At 63.2% G+C, this 15,640-nt stretch carries 22 protein-coding genes; 21 read left to right on the plus strand and 1 reads right to left on the minus strand.

Annotated features, from left to right (window positions below; genetic code table 11):
* Positions 1-120: 120 nt before the first annotated feature.
* Positions 121-423 (minus strand): hypothetical protein, encoded by a 303-nt coding sequence (locus ACXAG6_RS10795; protein ID WP_475337512.1) that lies wholly within the window; start codon positions 421-423, stop codon positions 121-123.
* A 112-nt stretch (positions 424-535) separates the two neighbouring features.
* Between ACXAG6_RS10795 and ACXAG6_RS10800 the strand changes: the two genes are divergently transcribed.
* From ACXAG6_RS10800 to ACXAG6_RS10900, 21 genes are all read left to right on the plus strand, one after another.
* The gene (locus ACXAG6_RS10800) at positions 536-1,426 is read left to right on the plus strand and encodes a LysR family transcriptional regulator (RefSeq protein WP_140013900.1); all 891 of its coding nucleotides are present in this window, start codon (positions 536-538) and stop codon (positions 1,424-1,426) included.
* Positions 1,427-1,567: 141 nt separating this feature from the next.
* Complete coding sequence (locus ACXAG6_RS10805) at positions 1,568-1,933, plus strand: NADH-quinone oxidoreductase subunit A (protein ID WP_140013901.1); 366 nt, start codon at positions 1,568-1,570, stop codon at positions 1,931-1,933.
* Positions 1,924-2,517 carry a NuoB/complex I 20 kDa subunit family protein gene (locus ACXAG6_RS10810; protein WP_254695464.1) on the plus strand — a complete coding sequence of 198 codons (594 nt, stop codon included), beginning with the start codon at positions 1,924-1,926 and terminating at the stop codon, positions 2,515-2,517. The genes ACXAG6_RS10805 and ACXAG6_RS10810 overlap by 10 nt, the downstream gene beginning before the upstream one ends.
* Positions 2,518-2,536: 19 nt before the next feature.
* Positions 2,537-3,148 (plus strand): NADH-quinone oxidoreductase subunit C, encoded by a 612-nt coding sequence (locus tag ACXAG6_RS10815; RefSeq protein WP_140013902.1) that lies wholly within the window; start codon positions 2,537-2,539, stop codon positions 3,146-3,148.
* A gap of 3 nt (positions 3,149-3,151) precedes the next feature.
* Positions 3,152-4,048, plus strand: coding sequence for a sulfotransferase family protein (locus ACXAG6_RS10820; RefSeq protein WP_475337514.1), 897 nt, complete (start codon positions 3,152-3,154; stop codon positions 4,046-4,048).
* A gap of 4 nt (positions 4,049-4,052) precedes the next feature.
* Positions 4,053-5,270 carry an NADH-quinone oxidoreductase subunit D gene (locus tag ACXAG6_RS10825; RefSeq protein WP_475337515.1) on the plus strand — a complete coding sequence of 406 codons (1,218 nt, stop codon included), beginning with the start codon at positions 4,053-4,055 and terminating at the stop codon, positions 5,268-5,270.
* Positions 5,271-5,274: 4 nt separating this feature from the next.
* Complete coding sequence (locus ACXAG6_RS10830; protein ID WP_475337517.1) at positions 5,275-5,484, plus strand: hypothetical protein; 210 nt, start codon at positions 5,275-5,277, stop codon at positions 5,482-5,484.
* A 3-nt stretch (positions 5,485-5,487) separates the two neighbouring features.
* The gene (gene nuoE, locus ACXAG6_RS10835) at positions 5,488-6,909 is read left to right on the plus strand and encodes an NADH-quinone oxidoreductase subunit NuoE (RefSeq protein ID WP_475337518.1); all 1,422 of its coding nucleotides are present in this window, start codon (positions 5,488-5,490) and stop codon (positions 6,907-6,909) included.
* 10 nt (positions 6,910-6,919) lie between these two features.
* Positions 6,920-7,132 (plus strand): DUF5337 family protein, encoded by a 213-nt coding sequence (locus ACXAG6_RS10840; RefSeq protein WP_140013907.1) that lies wholly within the window; start codon positions 6,920-6,922, stop codon positions 7,130-7,132.
* 126 nt (positions 7,133-7,258) lie between these two features.
* Positions 7,259-8,545 carry an NADH-quinone oxidoreductase subunit NuoF gene (gene nuoF, locus ACXAG6_RS10845; protein WP_475337520.1) on the plus strand — a complete coding sequence of 429 codons (1,287 nt, stop codon included), beginning with the start codon at positions 7,259-7,261 and terminating at the stop codon, positions 8,543-8,545.
* Positions 8,542-8,835: a hypothetical protein gene (locus tag ACXAG6_RS10850; protein ID WP_475337522.1), complete on the plus strand. Its 294-nt coding sequence runs from the start codon at positions 8,542-8,544 to the stop codon at positions 8,833-8,835. Before nuoF ends, ACXAG6_RS10850 begins: the two co-directional genes overlap by 4 nt.
* 156 nt (positions 8,836-8,991) lie before the next feature.
* Positions 8,992-9,408, plus strand: coding sequence for a DUF5333 domain-containing protein (locus tag ACXAG6_RS10855; protein ID WP_475337524.1), 417 nt, complete (start codon positions 8,992-8,994; stop codon positions 9,406-9,408).
* A 185-nt stretch (positions 9,409-9,593) separates the two neighbouring features.
* Complete coding sequence (gene nuoG, locus ACXAG6_RS10860; protein WP_475337526.1) at positions 9,594-11,591, plus strand: NADH-quinone oxidoreductase subunit NuoG; 1,998 nt, start codon at positions 9,594-9,596, stop codon at positions 11,589-11,591.
* A gap of 110 nt (positions 11,592-11,701) precedes the next feature.
* Entirely contained in the window at positions 11,702-12,046 is a 345-nt protein-coding gene (locus ACXAG6_RS10865) for a hypothetical protein (RefSeq protein WP_475337951.1), read from the plus strand.
* 14 nt (positions 12,047-12,060) lie between these two features.
* Entirely contained in the window at positions 12,061-13,101 is a 1,041-nt protein-coding gene (gene nuoH / locus ACXAG6_RS10870) for an NADH-quinone oxidoreductase subunit NuoH (RefSeq protein ID WP_475337528.1), read from the plus strand.
* Between the two features lie 3 nt (positions 13,102-13,104).
* Positions 13,105-13,554 carry a hypothetical protein gene (locus ACXAG6_RS10875; protein WP_475337529.1) on the plus strand — a complete coding sequence of 150 codons (450 nt, stop codon included), beginning with the start codon at positions 13,105-13,107 and terminating at the stop codon, positions 13,552-13,554.
* Positions 13,555-13,564: 10 nt separating this feature from the next.
* Positions 13,565-14,059 (plus strand): NADH-quinone oxidoreductase subunit NuoI, encoded by a 495-nt coding sequence (gene nuoI / locus ACXAG6_RS10880; RefSeq protein WP_140013915.1) that lies wholly within the window; start codon positions 13,565-13,567, stop codon positions 14,057-14,059.
* Positions 14,056-14,466, plus strand: a complete 411-nt coding sequence (locus tag ACXAG6_RS10885) for a carboxymuconolactone decarboxylase family protein (protein WP_475337531.1) — start codon at positions 14,056-14,058, stop codon at positions 14,464-14,466. Before nuoI ends, ACXAG6_RS10885 begins: the two co-directional genes overlap by 4 nt.
* Entirely contained in the window at positions 14,463-14,873 is a 411-nt protein-coding gene (locus ACXAG6_RS10890) for a carboxymuconolactone decarboxylase family protein (protein ID WP_475337532.1), read from the plus strand. Before ACXAG6_RS10885 ends, ACXAG6_RS10890 begins: the two co-directional genes overlap by 4 nt.
* Positions 14,870-15,484 (plus strand): NADH-quinone oxidoreductase subunit J, encoded by a 615-nt coding sequence (locus tag ACXAG6_RS10895; protein ID WP_475337534.1) that lies wholly within the window; start codon positions 14,870-14,872, stop codon positions 15,482-15,484. Before ACXAG6_RS10890 ends, ACXAG6_RS10895 begins: the two co-directional genes overlap by 4 nt.
* Positions 15,484-15,636 (plus strand): hypothetical protein, encoded by a 153-nt coding sequence (locus tag ACXAG6_RS10900; protein ID WP_475337535.1) that lies wholly within the window; start codon positions 15,484-15,486, stop codon positions 15,634-15,636. The genes ACXAG6_RS10895 and ACXAG6_RS10900 overlap by 1 nt, the downstream gene beginning before the upstream one ends.
* Positions 15,637-15,640 lie beyond the last annotated feature (4 nt).

Consider the following 15,640-nt stretch of genomic DNA (forward strand, 5'->3'; position numbering starts at 1 on the left):
CTCCCCGGGAGTACTTGGCGCAAGAAAATGAAACTTGCGGAGGCGCGGACCGGGCGGCGCGCATTTTAATCAAACTGTCAAAGATTGGGGCCGCTCTCGGGGGAGGGCGGCCCGTTTGCTTTAGCGGGCCTTGAGGCGTGGGCGCTCCAGATCGGCGTTGCGGTTGGACAGGGCGCGGCGGCGGAGCGTTTCGTCGGGCGCTTCGGGGTGGGAGAGCGCATAGTTGAGATCATCGCGGGTGAGGCCGATGTCGCGCAGCATTCGGTCATCCAGGCGTTCGACCTTGGAGATCCGGGCGCGGCGGGCGCGGATGGCGGCGCGGGTTTCAAAATTGCTGCGGATGGCGGCCCCGATCCGGGCGAGGAGGGCGCGCAGGTGGGGGAAGCGGGCGGCTTCGGCGGGGTGGTAGGGGATGTGAGCCATTGGCTGGTTCCTTCGGGTGACGTTTCGATTGAGGGAAAGGTGCGCCTTGACGTGAGTTCAATCAAACGAATAGTATTGACGGTATCATTCAGAAAAATTGAAAGCAGATGCCATGCTGGCGCCGCAGATGATCGACACCGACCTGATCCGCACCTTTTTGGCGATCCACGACACCGGCTCGTTCAGCGCGGCGGCCAAGGCGGTGCTGCGCACGCCTTCGGCGGTGTCGATGCAGGTGAAGCGGCTGGAGGAGCAGCTGGGGCGGGTGCTGTTTGAGCGCTTGCCGCGCGAGGTGCGGCTTACCGGCGATGGTGAGGCGTTTTTGGCCTATGCCGAAGAGATCATGCGGGTGAGCGAAGCGGCGATTGCACGGTTTGCGGGCACGCCGATGGCGGGAGAGGTGCGGTTGGGCGCGCCCGGGGACATGGGGGCCAATGCGCTTCCGGTGATCCTGAAGCGCTTTGCTACCTCGCATCCGGGCGTGCATGTGCGGGTGACACTGGACACCTCTGCGCGGCTGGTGGAGGCAGCGCGGGCGGGCGAGCTGGATGTGACGCTGCACACAGTGTGCGCCGATGAGGGCGGGCCGGGCCGGGTGGTGCACGACGAGGTGCTGGCCTGGGCCGGAAAGCGCGGCGGGCGGGCGTGGAAGGCCGACCCGGTGCCGCTGGCGCTGGCGCAGGAGGGCTGCATCTGGCGGCGCAAGTCATTGAAATCGCTTGGTCGCGTGGGAAAACAGTCACGGATTGCCTATGTCTCGGAGAGCGGGCAGGCGCTGTTGGCGGCGGTTGAGGCAGACCTTGCGGTGAGCCCGTTGCCGCTGGGCAATTTCACCCCGGAGCTGGAGCGGCTGGGCCCTGAACAGGGGTTTGAGGAGATCGGGCGCTATCAGCTTCGGATGATCGAGCAGGAGGAGCCGGGCTGCTGTTCGGCGGCTCTGGCGGAGCATGTGGTGGAGAGCTTTCGCGCCCGCTCGGAGGTGCTGCCGGTTGCGGCGGAGTAGCGCAGGGCGAAAAGCCGGGAATTTGAAGGGGGTGCAGGTTGACCCTCTCCCGGGGCGGGAGTAAGACCGGACACAGCCACGATGCGCGTGCCCCGGGGCCGTCACGGACCGCCTGTGAGGCACGCGAGAAAGGAGCCGGCTTTGGACGCTTTGCTCAGGGAATACCTGCCCATTGTCATCTTTCTCGGTATCGCCATTGGCCTTGGGCTGGTGCTGATACTCGCTGCCGCCGTTCTGGCGGTGCGCAACCCCGATGCGGAGAAGGTGAGTGCCTACGAATGCGGCTTTAACGCCTTCGACGATGCGCGGATGAAGTTTGACGTGCGGTTTTACCTCGTCTCCATCCTCTTCATCATCTTCGATCTCGAAATCGCCTTCCTGTTTCCCTGGGCTGTGGCCTTCAAGGATATCAGCATGCTGGGCTTCTGGTCGATGATGGTGTTTCTCGCCGTGCTGACGGTGGGCTTTGCCTATGAATGGAAGAAAGGGGCGCTGGAATGGGAGTGACGGAAAAGACCGGCACGCCGCCGCAGTTTGCCGATCCACAGGTGCAGGGCGAGCTGGCCCCCTATGGCCGCACGACGGCGGGTGCCGACAAGGATGTGGCGGTGCAAAGCCTGAACCGCGACCTTCAGGACAAGGGCTTTTTGCTCACCTCGACGGAAGACCTGATCAACTGGGCGCGCACCGGCTCGCTGCACTGGATGACCTTTGGTCTTGCCTGCTGCGCGGTGGAGATGATGCACACCTCGATGCCGCGCTATGATGCCGAACGCTTCGGGATCGCGCCGCGCGCCTCTCCGCGCCAGAGTGACGTGATGATCGTGGCTGGCACGCTGACCAACAAGATGGCCCCGGCGCTGCGCAAGGTTTATGACCAGATGCCCGAGCCGCGCTATGTGATCTCGATGGGCTCCTGCGCCAATGGCGGCGGATACTATCACTACAGCTACTCGGTGGTGCGTGGCTGCGACCGGATCGTGCCGGTGGACATTTACGTGCCCGGCTGCCCGCCGACTGCAGAGGCGCTGATGTATGGCCTGCTGCAACTCCAGCGCCGCATTCGCCGCACCGGGACGCTGGTGCGCTGACCCAGAAAGGGACGACAAGATGAGCGATGCTCTGAACGAACTCGGCCAGCATCTGGAGGCGCGTCGCCCCGATTGCGTGGCGGGCTGGGATGTGGCCTTTGACGAGCTGAACGTGGATGTGGCGCTGTCGAACCTGACCGGGTTCGTGGAATTTCTGAAGACCGACGCCAACTGCCGCTTCTCGACGCTGGTGGACATCACCGCCGTTGATTACCCCGAGCGGGACAAGCGGTTTGACGTGGTTTACCACTTCCTCAGCATGTACCAGAACCAGCGCATCCGCTTGCGGGTTGCGGTGCGCGAGGATGAGATGGTGCCCTCGATCGTGGGTGAGCATCCCAGCGCCAACTGGTTTGAGCGCGAGGTGTTCGACATGTTCGGGATCATGTTCTCGGGCCATCCGGACCTGCGCCGCCTGCTCACCGATTATGGCTTCCGCGGCCATCCGCTGCGCAAGGACTTCCCCACCACGGGCTACACCGAGGTGCGCTATGACGAGGTGGAGAAGCGGGTTGTCTACGAGCCGGTGAAGCTGACACAGGACTACCGCCAGTTTGACTTCATGTCTCCCTGGGAGGGGGCGGAGTACATTCTGCCCGGCGACGAGAAAACCGAAGAAGCCAAGGGCTGATTGGTGAGCGCGCAGGCGACATTGCTTTTTGCCATCGGGGCGCCGAAGACCGGCACAAGCTGGCTGCACGGCTTTCTCGACGCGCATCCGCAATGTGCCATGCCGGTCGCCAAGGAGCTGCATTACTGGGACACTGTCGAGGGGCTGAAGCCGGATTGGCAGAAGGATCAGGTTGTGGCCCAGATCACCCGGCTGCGCGACAGGATTGCCAGGGTGGAAGCCGGAGAGCAGGAGGGGCGGGTGCCGCGCCTGCGCCGGAGGCTCAAGCAGATGGAGCGTTGGCTGACGGCGCTGGTCATCGGGGAGCGTGACCACCGGACTTATCTGGACCTGCTTTATGAAGGCGCGGGTGAGGCGAAACTGGTGGCCGATATCACGCCGAGCTACTGCCTGCTGCCGCAGAAGCGCTTGCGCGAGATGGCGGAGCTTGTGTCCGACACGCGCTTTATCTTCCTCATGCGCGATCCGGTAGAGCGGTATTGGAGCCAGTGCCGCTTCATGGCTGGCAAGCGTGCCGAGCGGGGCAAGACGGATGACGCGGAGGGTTATGCCCTGCGGTTGCTCGACAAGGCCTTGCGGGGCGAGAACACCGATATTACCCAGCGTGGCGATTATGCCGCCGTGCTGGCCAAGCTGGCTGCATTGCCCCGCGAACGGGTGATGTGCGGCTTTTACGAAGACCTGTTCAAGCCCGGCTCTGTTCGGGCGCTGTGCGACTTTCTCGGGATCGACCGGTTGAAGGCGGAGACGGGTGAGAAGATTAACGCGGGGCCGGAGCTGGAGCTGGATGACAGCCGCCGCGCCGCCCTGCAACGGTTGCTGGCCCCGCAATATGCTGCGGTGGCCGATGAGATGGGGGCGCTGCCCGAAGCGTGGCAGCGCAACATGGAAAGGGTCTGAGACCATGGATGGCAAAGGCTTTGAGGACGCGCTGACAGGCGAGCAGCAGATCCGCAACTTCAACATCAACTTCGGCCCGCAACACCCTGCGGCGCACGGGGTTTTGCGGCTTGTGCTGGAGCTGGACGGCGAGATTGTGGAGCGGTGCGACCCGCATATCGGGCTGCTTCATCGCGGCACCGAAAAGCTGATGGAAAGCCGCACCTACCTGCAGAACCTGCCCTATCTCGACCGGCTCGACTATGTGGCCCCGATGAATCAGGAGCACGCTTGGTGCCTCGCCATCGAAAAGCTGACGGGCACGCCTGTGCCGCGCCGCGCCAGCCTGATCCGCGTGCTGTTTTCCGAAATTGGCCGGGTGCTGAACCACCTGCTCAACGTGACCACGCAGGCGATGGACGTGGGTGCGCTGACCCCGCCGCTCTGGGGCTTCGAGGAACGCGAAGACCTGATGATCTTTTACGAGCGGGCCTGCGGTGCGCGGCTGCACGCGGCCTATTTCCGGCCCGGTGGTGTGCATCAGGATCTGCCGCCCGAGTTGCTGGACGATATCGAGGCCTGGGCGAAGAAGTTCCCCAACCGGCTGGACGATATTGACGGGCTGCTCACCGAGAACCGCATTTTCAAGCAGCGCAACGCTGACATTGGCGTTGTCAGCCAGCAGGACGTGCTGGATTGGGGCTACAGCGGTGTGATGGTGCGCGGCTCGGGCATGGCTTGGGATTTGCGCCGCGCTCAGCCCTATGAGTGCTACGACGAGTTCAAGTTCGAGATTCCGATCGGCAAGAACGGTGACTGCTACGACCGTTACCTCGTGCGGATGGAGGAGATGCGGCAATCGACCAGCATCATCCTGCAGGCCATCGAAAAGCTGCGCGCGCCGGAAGGGCAGGGCGATGTGCTTTCGCGCGGCAAGATCACCCCGCCGAAGCGCGGCGAGATGAAACAGTCGATGGAAGCGCTGATTCACCACTTCAAACTCTACACCGAGGGCTTCCACGTGCCCGAGGGCGAGGTGTATTGCGCGGTTGAAGCGCCGAAGGGGGAGTTTGGCGTTTATCTCAAGGCCGATGGCACCAACAAACCTTACCGTGCCAAGCTGCGTGCGCCGGGCTACCTGCACCTTCAGTCGATGGACCACATCTCGAAGGGCCATCAGCTGGCCGATATTGCCGCCATCATCGGCACGATGGATATCGTGTTCGGCGAGGTGGACCGCTGAGCCGATGACGCCCGCGCTCGTTTCTATCCTGATGCTGATTGCATCGCTGTCGGTCACGATCTTCGTGGCGCGGCGCGTGCCGTCGGCGCTGGCGGCCTATCCGCTGGCTATCGTTGCGGGCGGGGCGACCTTTGTTGCGCTGTTCCTGCTTTTCACCTTCACGCTGTCGTTCGCGATTCTGAACGATATGCCGACATTCCCGATCACGGAGTAAGCCATGCTTCGCCGCCTCTACCACGACCAGCCCGAGAGCTTTGCCTTTACCGAGGCCAACCAGAAGTGGGCGGAAGGACAGATCACCAAGTATCCCGAGGGGCGGCAGGCCAGTGCCGTGATCCCGCTGCTCTGGCGTGCGCAGGAGCAGGAAGGCTGGGTGACGCGGCCCGCCATTGAGCACATCGCCAAGATGCTGGGCATGGCCGATATCCGGGTAATGGAGGTGGCCAGCTTTTACTTCATGTTCCAGCTGCAACCTGTTGGCAGCGTTGCACATATTCAGGTGTGCGGTACAACGAGCTGCATGATCTGCGGCGCTGAAGACCTGATGGCCGTGTGCAAGGAAAAGATTGCAGCGAACCCGCATGAGATTTCGGAAGACGGCAAGCTGAGCTGGGAAGAGGTCGAATGCCTCGGCTCCTGCGCCAATGCGCCGATGGCGCAGATCGGCAAGGATTATTACGAGGACCTCACCGCCGAGCGGTTTGGCGAGATCATCGAAGAGCTGCGCGCGGGCAAGGTTCCGGTGCCGGGGCCGCAGAATGGCCGCTATGCCGCCGAACCGCTGAGCGGGCTGACCAGCCTGACCGAGCATGAGAGCGGCAAGACGAAATACAACGCCAGTGTGCAACTGGCGACCGATATTGGCGATACGGTGAAGCGGATCGACGGCACCGAAGTGCCGCTGCTGACGCCTTGGGCGGGCAAGAATGCCACGCCCACCAGCCGCGCCCGGGCCGAGGCCGCGGGATGGGAAAACACCGATGTGAAAGGGTCGCCCGCGAAGCAGGAGGCGGCTGCCGAGGCTGCGGAGGCCGATCATCAGAAGGTGGGTGGTGCAGGCGATGCCGAGCGCGCCGCCGATGCGGGCAAAAGCTCTGACGATGCGAAAGGGCAGGCGACAGCACCTGCCGGTGCGAGCGGCGCAGACGCAAGCTCGACCGACGGTGACAAGGCCTCCGATGCCGATGCCGCAAAGCCCGGCCCCAAGGCGGGCGCCGAGGCCGAAACGGCGGGCAGCAGCACGGAGCAGCCCACCGAAGACGGCACGGAAGCCGTCAAGGACGGGGCTGCGGGCAAGGGCCCCGAAGTTGAGAAAGACAAGGGCGGCGACGGTGCGCAGCAGCCAACTGTTGGCGAGAAGCCGGGCACGCTGGCCTCGCCGCGCGGCGGCAAGCCCGACAACCTCAAGGCCATCAAGGGCGTGGGACCGAAGCTGGAAAAACTGCTGCACTCCATGGGCTTTTACCATTTCGACCAGATTTCGCGGTGGAGCGAGGCCGAGGTCGACTGGGTTGACGACAATCTGGAAGGTTTCCGGGGCCGCGTGCGCCGCGACGATTGGGTTGGCCAGGCCAAGACACTGGCCAGCGGGGGCGAGACCGAGTTTTCGGGCCGGGTGAAGAAGGGCGACGTCTACTGAGGCGGCGCGCGTGAGCCCGGAGGAAGAGAAGGCCTTTGCCCGTACCGGTCGCCGGATTGCGCTGCTCATCGCAGCCGCTGGGGTGCTGGCGATACTGGCCCCGTGGCTGGTGGTGAAACTGGGGCTGGCGGCGCGGTTTGAGCTGCTGATCTACCTCGTGGCCATGGCCTGCTTCGTCTTTGCCATGGTCAACCTTGCCGCAATGTGGCGGCGCCGAAAGTAACACCGGCCCCGGGGGCGCGACGCCACGGGGCAGGGAAATGTCAATCTGTCGGTGCCAGAACCCTCTGGCATTGGCGCGGGGGTTCAGCTATCTCCCGAATTGCGAAGCCGAATTTGGAGCCAGCCCATGTTGCAGGACAGCGACCGCATTTTTACCAACATCTACGGGATGCATGAGCGCACCTTAAAGGGCGCGCAGGCGCGTGGGCATTGGGACAATACGGCTGACCTGATCAAGAAGGGCCGCGACTGGATCATCGACGAGATGAAGGCCAGTGGCCTGCGGGGCCGGGGCGGCGCGGGCTTTCCGACCGGGCTGAAGTGGAGCTTCATGCCCAAGGAAAGCGACGGGCGGCCTGCCTACCTCGTTGTGAACGCGGACGAATCGGAGCCGGGCACCTGCAAGGACCGCGAGATCATGCGCCACGATCCGCATACGCTTATCGAGGGTTGCCTGATTGCCAGCTTCGCGATGAACGCGCACACCTGCTACATTTACATCCGCGGTGAATACATCCGCGAGCGCGAGGCGCTTCAGGCCGCGATCGACGAGGCCTATGACGCCGGTCTGGTGGGCAAGAATGCCTCTGGCTCTGGCTGGGACTTCGACATTTTCCTCGCCCACGGCGCCGGGGCCTACATCTGCGGCGAAGAAACTGCGCTGCTGGAGAGCCTTGAGGGCAAGAAGGGCATGCCGCGGATGAAGCCGCCGTTCCCTGCCGGGGCCGGCCTTTATGGCTGCCCGACCACGGTGAACAACGTGGAATCGATTGCCGTGGTGCCGACGATCCTGCGGCGGGGCGGGGCGTGGTTTGCCGGGTTTGGACGTCAGAACAATGCCGGGACCAAGCTGTTTGCGGTTTCGGGCCATGTGAACAACCCCTGCGTGGTGGAAGAGGCGATGAGCATCAGCTTCGAGGAGCTGATCGAGAAGCATTGCGGCGGTATTCGCGGCGGGTGGGACAACCTGCTGGCGGTGATTCCGGGCGGCTCTTCGGTGCCCTGCGTGCGCGGCGAGCACATGAAAGACGCCATCATGGACTTTGATTACCTGCGCGGCGAGCTGGGCTCTGGCCTTGGCACGGCGGCTGTGATCGTGATGGACAAGAGCACCGATATCATCAAGGCGATCTGGCGCTTGAGCAAGTTTTACAAGCACGAGTCCTGTGGGCAGTGCACCCCCTGCCGTGAAGGCACGGGCTGGATGATGCGCGTGATGGACCGTCTGGTGAAAGGCGAGGCCAGCGTGGAAGAGATCGACATGCTCTTTGACGTGACCAAGCAGGTTGAAGGCCACACGATTTGTGCCCTCGGCGATGCGGCGGCCTGGCCGATTCAGGGGCTTATCAAGAACTTCCGCGATGTGATCGAAGATCGGATTGCCAGCAAGCGCGGCGCGATTGCCGCCGAATGACCAGCGGCCTCGTCCTTGTGGTTCAGGGCATCAGCGTACTCTCGATGCTGATCCTGTCGGGGGCGATTGCACTGATTGCGCTTCGCTCGGGGCGTGCGGTGGGGGAGGCTGTGGCTTACGGCCTCGGCTTCCTGTTTTTGGCGTGGGGCGCGCCCTACATCCTGCGGGCCTTGAGTAGTTCCTTTGACCTGCCGCACGAGCTCATCTTCTTGGCCTACCCGATCTGCTCGCTTCTGGGCGCGCTTCTGGTGCTGAGCCTCGCGCTGCGGCGCTGGCCTCGCCCGCAATAGCGGCTTTTCGCCAAACTCCAACAGAATCAAGGGTATGTGAGGCTCTGTCAGCGGATGACATGGGCCTTGTTATTGCATAGCCACTGCTCTGGCCCCATCTGGTTTACCGAAGCCGAGGCGCAAATGCGCCCGAAACGGACAGAGAAGGTGAATGTAATGAGACATGCAGGCAAGTTATTGGGCGGCGCGGTTATTGCGGTGATGGTGGCGCTGGGATTCTCCGGCGCGGCGGCGGCAAAATCGCTGGCGGACAGCAAGGCGGTGAACGGCGGGCTGATCTCGGTGGGCATCGCGTTGGAGATTTCGGAGAAATGCCCAGATATCTCTGCCCGCACGCTCCGGGGCTATAGCTTTTTGAATTCCCTTAAAAAGCAGGCGCGGGCCGAAGGGTTCAGCGATGATGAGATCGACGCCTATGTGGATGACAAGGCGCAGAAGGCGCGGCTTGTCGGCAAGGCGCGCGACTACATGCGCTCCAAGGGGGTTGATGGCAGCACGGCGAGCTATTGCAAGCTGGGCCGCGAAGAGATTGCCGCAAAGACCCAGGCCGGGAACCTGATGCGGGCGCGATAAAGCGCATTTGCGCTGCGCCGCGGCGATGCGGATAAGGCGTGGCGAGTGTTAAGGATTTTTCGGGGGCGTGAGGGTTGAAACTCACCCCCCGAGACGCCTACAAGAGCGCAGCATCACCCGGATGCGGCGCGGCGGGGCAGGGGCCCATGGCAGGTGCCGGTTCGGGGCAGCCAAGAGGGCCCCGCATGAGCGACCTGCGCAAGATCATCATTGACGGCAAAGAAGTTGAGGTAGAGGGCGCGATGACGCTCATTCAGGCTTGTGAGCAAGCCGGGATTGAGGTTCCGCGTTTCTGTTACCATGAACGCCTGTCGATTGCCGGAAACTGCCGGATGTGTCTGGTGGAAGTGGTGGGCGGCCCGCCTAAGCCCGCCGCCAGCTGCGCCATGCAGGTGAAAGACCTGCGCCCCGGCAAGGACGGTGAGCCGCCGGTGGTAAAAACCAACTCTCCGATGGTGAAGAAGGCCCGCGAGGGGGTGATGGAGTTTTTGCTCATCAACCACCCGCTGGATTGCCCGATTTGCGATCAGGGCGGCGAGTGCGACCTGCAGGATCAGGCGATGGCCTATGGCGTGGACTTTTCGCGCTATCGCGAGCCAAAGCGTGCGGTGGACGATCTGAACCTCGGCCCGCTGGTCGAAACCCACATGACCCGCTGCATCAGCTGCACCCGCTGCGTGCGCTTCACCACCGAGGTGGCCGGCATCACCCAGATGGGCCAGACCGGCCGGGGTGAGGATGCGGAGATTACCAGCTATCTGGGCGAGACGCTGGACAGCGAGTTGCAGGGCAACATCATCGACCTGTGCCCGGTGGGCGCTCTTGTGAGCAAGCCCTATGCCTTCACCGCCCGCCCGTGGGAGCTGACCAAGACTGAGTCGATCGACGTGATGGATGCGCTTGGCTCCAACATCCGGGTGGATGTGAAGGGCCGCGAAGTGATGCGCATTTTGCCACGCAACCATGACGGGGTGAACGAGGAGTGGCTTTCGGACAAGAGCCGCTTTGTCTGGGACGGGCTGCGCCGCCAGCGACTCGACAAGCCCTACATTCGCGAGAACGGCAAGCTGCGGCCCGCAAGCTGGGGCGAGGCGCTGGCCAAGGTGAGCGAAGCGACCAAGGGCAAGAAGATTGCCGGTTTGGTTGGCGATCTGGCCCCGGTAGAGGCGGCATTTGCGCTGAAACAGCTGGTGGAGAGCCGAGGCGGCACGGTGGAGTGCCGGACCGATGGCGCCAAGCTGCCCGCAGGCAACCGCTCGGGCTATGCTGGCACGGCACGCATTGAAGATATCGATGCTGCCAAGTCCATCATCCTGATCGGCACCAACCCGCGCGCCGAGGCACCGGTGCTGAACGCGCGGATTCGCAAGGCTTGGCTCAATGGGGCGGAGGTTTCGCTCGTCGGTCAGGCTGTGGATCTGACTTATGATTACACGCACCTCGGCACAGACCGGGCCGCGCTCTCCAAATTGGATGAGGCGGCAGAAGGTGCGCTGGTGGTGATCGGGCAGGGCGCGTTGCGCGAGGCCGATGGCGCTGCCGTGCTGGGCGCCGCGATGAAAGCGGTGGGCGCAGGCAAACTGCTGGTGCTGCACACCGCCGCCTCCCGCGTGGGCGCGATGGATGTGGCTGCTGTGACCGAGGGTGGCCTGGACGCCGCGATCGACGGGGCCGAGGTGATCTGGAACCTCGGGGCTGACGAGGTCGACATCGCTGACGGTCCGTTCGTGATTTACCAAGGCAGCCACGGCGACCGGGGCGCACACCGCGCCGATGTGATCCTGCCTGCCGCGGCATGGACCGAAGAAAACGGGCTGTTCGTCAACACCGAGGGCCGCCCGCAGCTGGCCTTCCGCGCGGGCTTCCCGCCGGGTGAGGCGAAGGAAAACTGGGCGATCCTGCGGGCCGCTTCGGCACAGATGGAGGGCGAGGCCCAGCCGTGGGACAGCCTTGCGCAGCTCCGTCAGGCGCTGGTGGCGGAGGTGCCCCATCTGGCAGGCGTCGATGCGGTGCCGGAAAATGAATGGCAGCCGCTCGACGAGGGCACGCTCGGCGAGGCCGAGTTTGTGGCCGCGATCAAGGATCACTATCTGACCAACCCGGTCGCACGGGCCTCCGAAGTGATGGCCGAGCTTTCTGCTGGCACCAAAGCGCGGCGCAATGCCCCGTTGGCTGCGGAGTAAGCCGGGTGCGGGGGCTTTCGGCTCTTTTGGCGGCGGCGCTGCTGGCCGGGTGCGGGGAAAGCCGCCCCGAGGGCCATGGCATTGCCTTTGACAACCCCGAGGGCGATGCGTTGCCCGAGGTGGTTGGCCGCCGGGCGCTGCCGTTTGAGCCGGAGTATCAGGGCATCGAAACCCGCCTTCTGGATGGCGAACTGGTGGGTTTCATCGTTGAGATGAAGGGTGCGCGCGACGAGGTGGATGTGGAGGAATATGCCCTCTGCGCTGCCGCGCAATACACGTTGATCCGGGGCTACGGCTTCGTGCGTCACGTCCGCACAAGAGTGGCCGAAGAGGCTGGCCTTTGGCGGGCGGATGCTGTTTACACCATATCGCCAGCGCTCCCGAGCGGGCCAACCAATATCGACGCGGAAGTGGCGGTTGAGGATTGCAAGGCTCGGGGCATACCCACGGTTTGAGGACGTAAGGCAGAATGGCAGATTTCTTCACCAACACCGGATTTGGCATCGTCCTTCTGACCGTAGGGCAGGTGCTGCTTTTGGTGATCCCGCTGATGGTGGCACTGGCCTTCCTGATGTATGCCGACCGCAAGATCTGGGCGGCTGTCCAGATGCGCAAAGGCCCGAACATTGTGGGCGTTTTCGGTCTGCTGCAGAGTTTTGCGGACTTCGGCAAATACATCGTGAAAGAGATCGTGGTGCCCGCCGGAGCCGACAAGGCGGTGTTCTTCCTCGCCCCCATGGTCAGCCTCGTGATGGCGCTGATTGCCTGGGCGGTGATTCCGTTCAATGACGGGTGGGTGCTGGCCGATATCAACGTGGCCATCCTCTACGTCTTCGCCGTTTCCTCGCTGGAGGTTTACGGCGTGATCATGGGCGGCTGGGCCTCGAACTCGAAGTATCCGTTCCTCGGCTCGCTCCGCTCTGCTGCGCAGATGATCAGCTACGAGGTTTCCATCGGCCTGATCATCATCGGCGTGATCCTGTCGACCGGTTCGATGAACTTCGGCTCCATCGTTGCCGCGCAAGACACCGGCTGGGGGCTGCTGGGCTGGTACTGGCTGCCGCACTTCCCGATGGTGTTCCTGTTCTTCATCTCGGCTCTGGCTGAAACCAACCGCCCACCGTTTGACCTGCCCGAGGCAGAATCGGAGCTGGTGGCGGGCTATCAGGTTGAATATTCCTCCACCCCCTTCCTGCTCTTCATGATTGGCGAGCTTGTGGCGGTGGTGCTTATGTGCGCTCTGGTCACGCTGCTGTTCTTCGGTGGCTGGCTCTCGCCCATTCCGGGGCTGCCTGATGGCATCCTCTGGATGGTGCTGAAGATGTGTTTCTTCTTCTTCATCTTCTCGATGATCAAGGCGATCACCCCGCGCTATCGCTACGACCAACTCATGCGGATCGGCTGGAAAGTGTTTCTGCCGTTCTCGCTGGCCTGGGTGGTGCTCGTTGCCTTCCTCGCCAAGTTCGAAGTCTTCGGTGCCTTCTGGGCGCGGTTTGCGATGGGAGGGTAAACCATGAGCGAAGAGGAACAGACCCCGGCGGAGGCCATTGCCACCTGGATGGAGGAGGCGCCGCATCAGACGATCTATTCCGAGGCGGGTACGTTTCGGACGGTGATGCTGGGCAGCTTTGGCGAGAGCAAACCGAAGTGGGACCAGATCAACCCGGAGACCACCGGGATGGTTGTGAACAACTGGCTGGCGCAGGAGCGGCTTGGCTATGACCTGCCGCAGCTTGAGGGCTCGCAGCTGGCCAAGACGGGCGAGGTGGTGAACCAGTGGTTTGCCCATCTGGCCGAGAAGGTTAAGACGCCGGCGCTGGTGAGCGTGGATGACTTTACCGGCGTGCTGCACGCGCTTCATTGCTCGCTGAGGGGGATCGACCCCTTTGCCGAGATGAAGGAGCAGGCGGAGAAGATGAAGAACGCGCCCAACATGCGCAGCGATTTCAACCTGCGGGGATGACGGAGCCCAAATGACCCAGATCGACTGGAACCGCGCCACAAAGTACTTCCTGCTGTCCGACTGGATTGCGGGCTTTCGGCTTGGGTTGAAGTACTTCTTCGCGCCCAAGGCGACGGTGAACTATCCGCATGAGAAAGGGCCGCTCAGCCCGCGCTTTCGGGGCGAGCACGCGCTGCGCCGCTACCCCAACGGCGAGGAGCGTTGCATCGCCTGCAAACTCTGCGAGGCGATCTGCCCGGCACAGGCGATCACGATTGATGCCGAGCCTCGCGAAGATGGCTCGCGCCGCACCACGCGCTATGACATCGACATGACCAAGTGCATCTACTGCGGCTTCTGCCAGGAAGCCTGCCCGGTGGATGCGATCGTGGAAGGGCCCAACTTCGAATTCGCCACTGAGACCCGTGAAGAGCTGTTCTACGACAAGGACAAGCTGCTGGCGAATGGCGAGCGCTGGGAGGCCGAGATTGCCCGCAATCTGGAGCTGGATGCGCCTTACCGATGAGCCTCGACAACGAGCATAACGGCGAAGACGCCTACGCGCGCGGCAAGCCCATTTCCGAGACCTTCAACCCCGGTCTCGAAGAGGTGCTGCGCGAGCGCTATGATGCGCTGCTTCCGGGCATGTCGCGCAGCATGGTCGAGGTGCCTTGGGGGCATTTCTACAATCGCGGTGTTGTCGATGACAAAACCCGGTTTCTGGCGACTGTCGCAGGGCTGACGGCTCTTGGCGGGCAGACCCGCCCGCAACTCAAGGTGCATGTTGCCTCGGCGCGCAAGGCCGGGGCCAGCCGGGAGGAGATTGCCGAGATCATCTTTCAGATGGCGATGTATGGCGGCTTTCCGGCGGCGATCAACGCGCTGAATGCGGCGATGGAGGTCTTCGAGGCCGAAGAGGAGGCCGCAGGATGACGAGTGATTTCAACAAGCTTTTCCAGCAGCTCATGGAGCAGGGGCAGGAGATGGCGAAGAACGTCAATCCTGATCTTACCTCCTTCAAGATGCCCGGGATGGGGGATTTCATGCCCACCATGCCCAAGGACATGATGGAAATGTGGATGGGCAAGACCTTCAACCCCGAGGGGCTGGACGCGCGCACCCGTCTGCTGGTGACGCTGGCGGCCCTCACGGTGTTGGGGGCGCAGGCGGAAGACCAGATTACGCTGACGGTGCGCCACGCACTTGAGGCTGGCGCAAGCCCGCAAGAGGTGGCCGAGGTCATCGCGATGATGAGCATGTTCGGCGGTGTGCCGGCCATGACCAAGGCGATGGAACTGGCGCAGGCCGAAATTCAGAAAACCAAGGGAGAGGGCGCATGACGGTCGCTGACTTTGCCTTTTACGTGGCTGCGATCATCGTGGTCGTGGCGGGCTTCTTCGTAGTGGTCAGCCGCAACCCGGTGCATTCGGTGCTCTGGCTGATCCTGAGCTTCCTCAGCGCCGCCGCGCTCTTTGTGCTGCTGGGGGCCGAGTTTGTGGCCATGCTGCTGGTGATTGTTTACGTCGGCGCGGTGGCGGTGCTGTTCCTCTTCGTCGTGATGATGCTGGATGTGGACTTTGCCGAGCTGCGCGGCGAGATGGCCAAATACGTGCCGCTTGCCGCCGTGATCGGCGTGGTGCTGTTGATGGAACTGGGCATGGTTTATGGCGCATGGGTCTCTGCCGATGGCGTGGCCGTGGCGGGCAGCCTTGGCGAGATCACCCCGACCAACAACCCCAACACCGGCCTGCTTGGCTTGGTGATCTACGATCAGTATTTTCTGCTGTTCCAGATCGCGGGCCTGATCCTGCTGGTTGCCATGATCGGTGCCATCGTGCTGACCCTGCGCCACCGCACCGACGTGAAGCGGCAGGACGTGCTGGCGCAGATGTATCGCGATCCGGCCGAGGCGATGGAAGTGATCGACGTGAAACCGGGGCAGGGGCTTTGATGCTGGACCTTTGGCACATGATGCTGGCCTCGGTCGGCGTTGGCGGCTTTGTCGCGCTCTGGGCCCTCAAGGCGCTGGCCGGTGTGGCTGTGCTGCGGGCGGTGCGGCGCTGGCGCATGCGCCGGGCCGTGCGTTTGGGGCAGGGGGTTTGAGAGC

Source organism: Vannielia sp. ABF1_015, assembly GCF_056160745.1.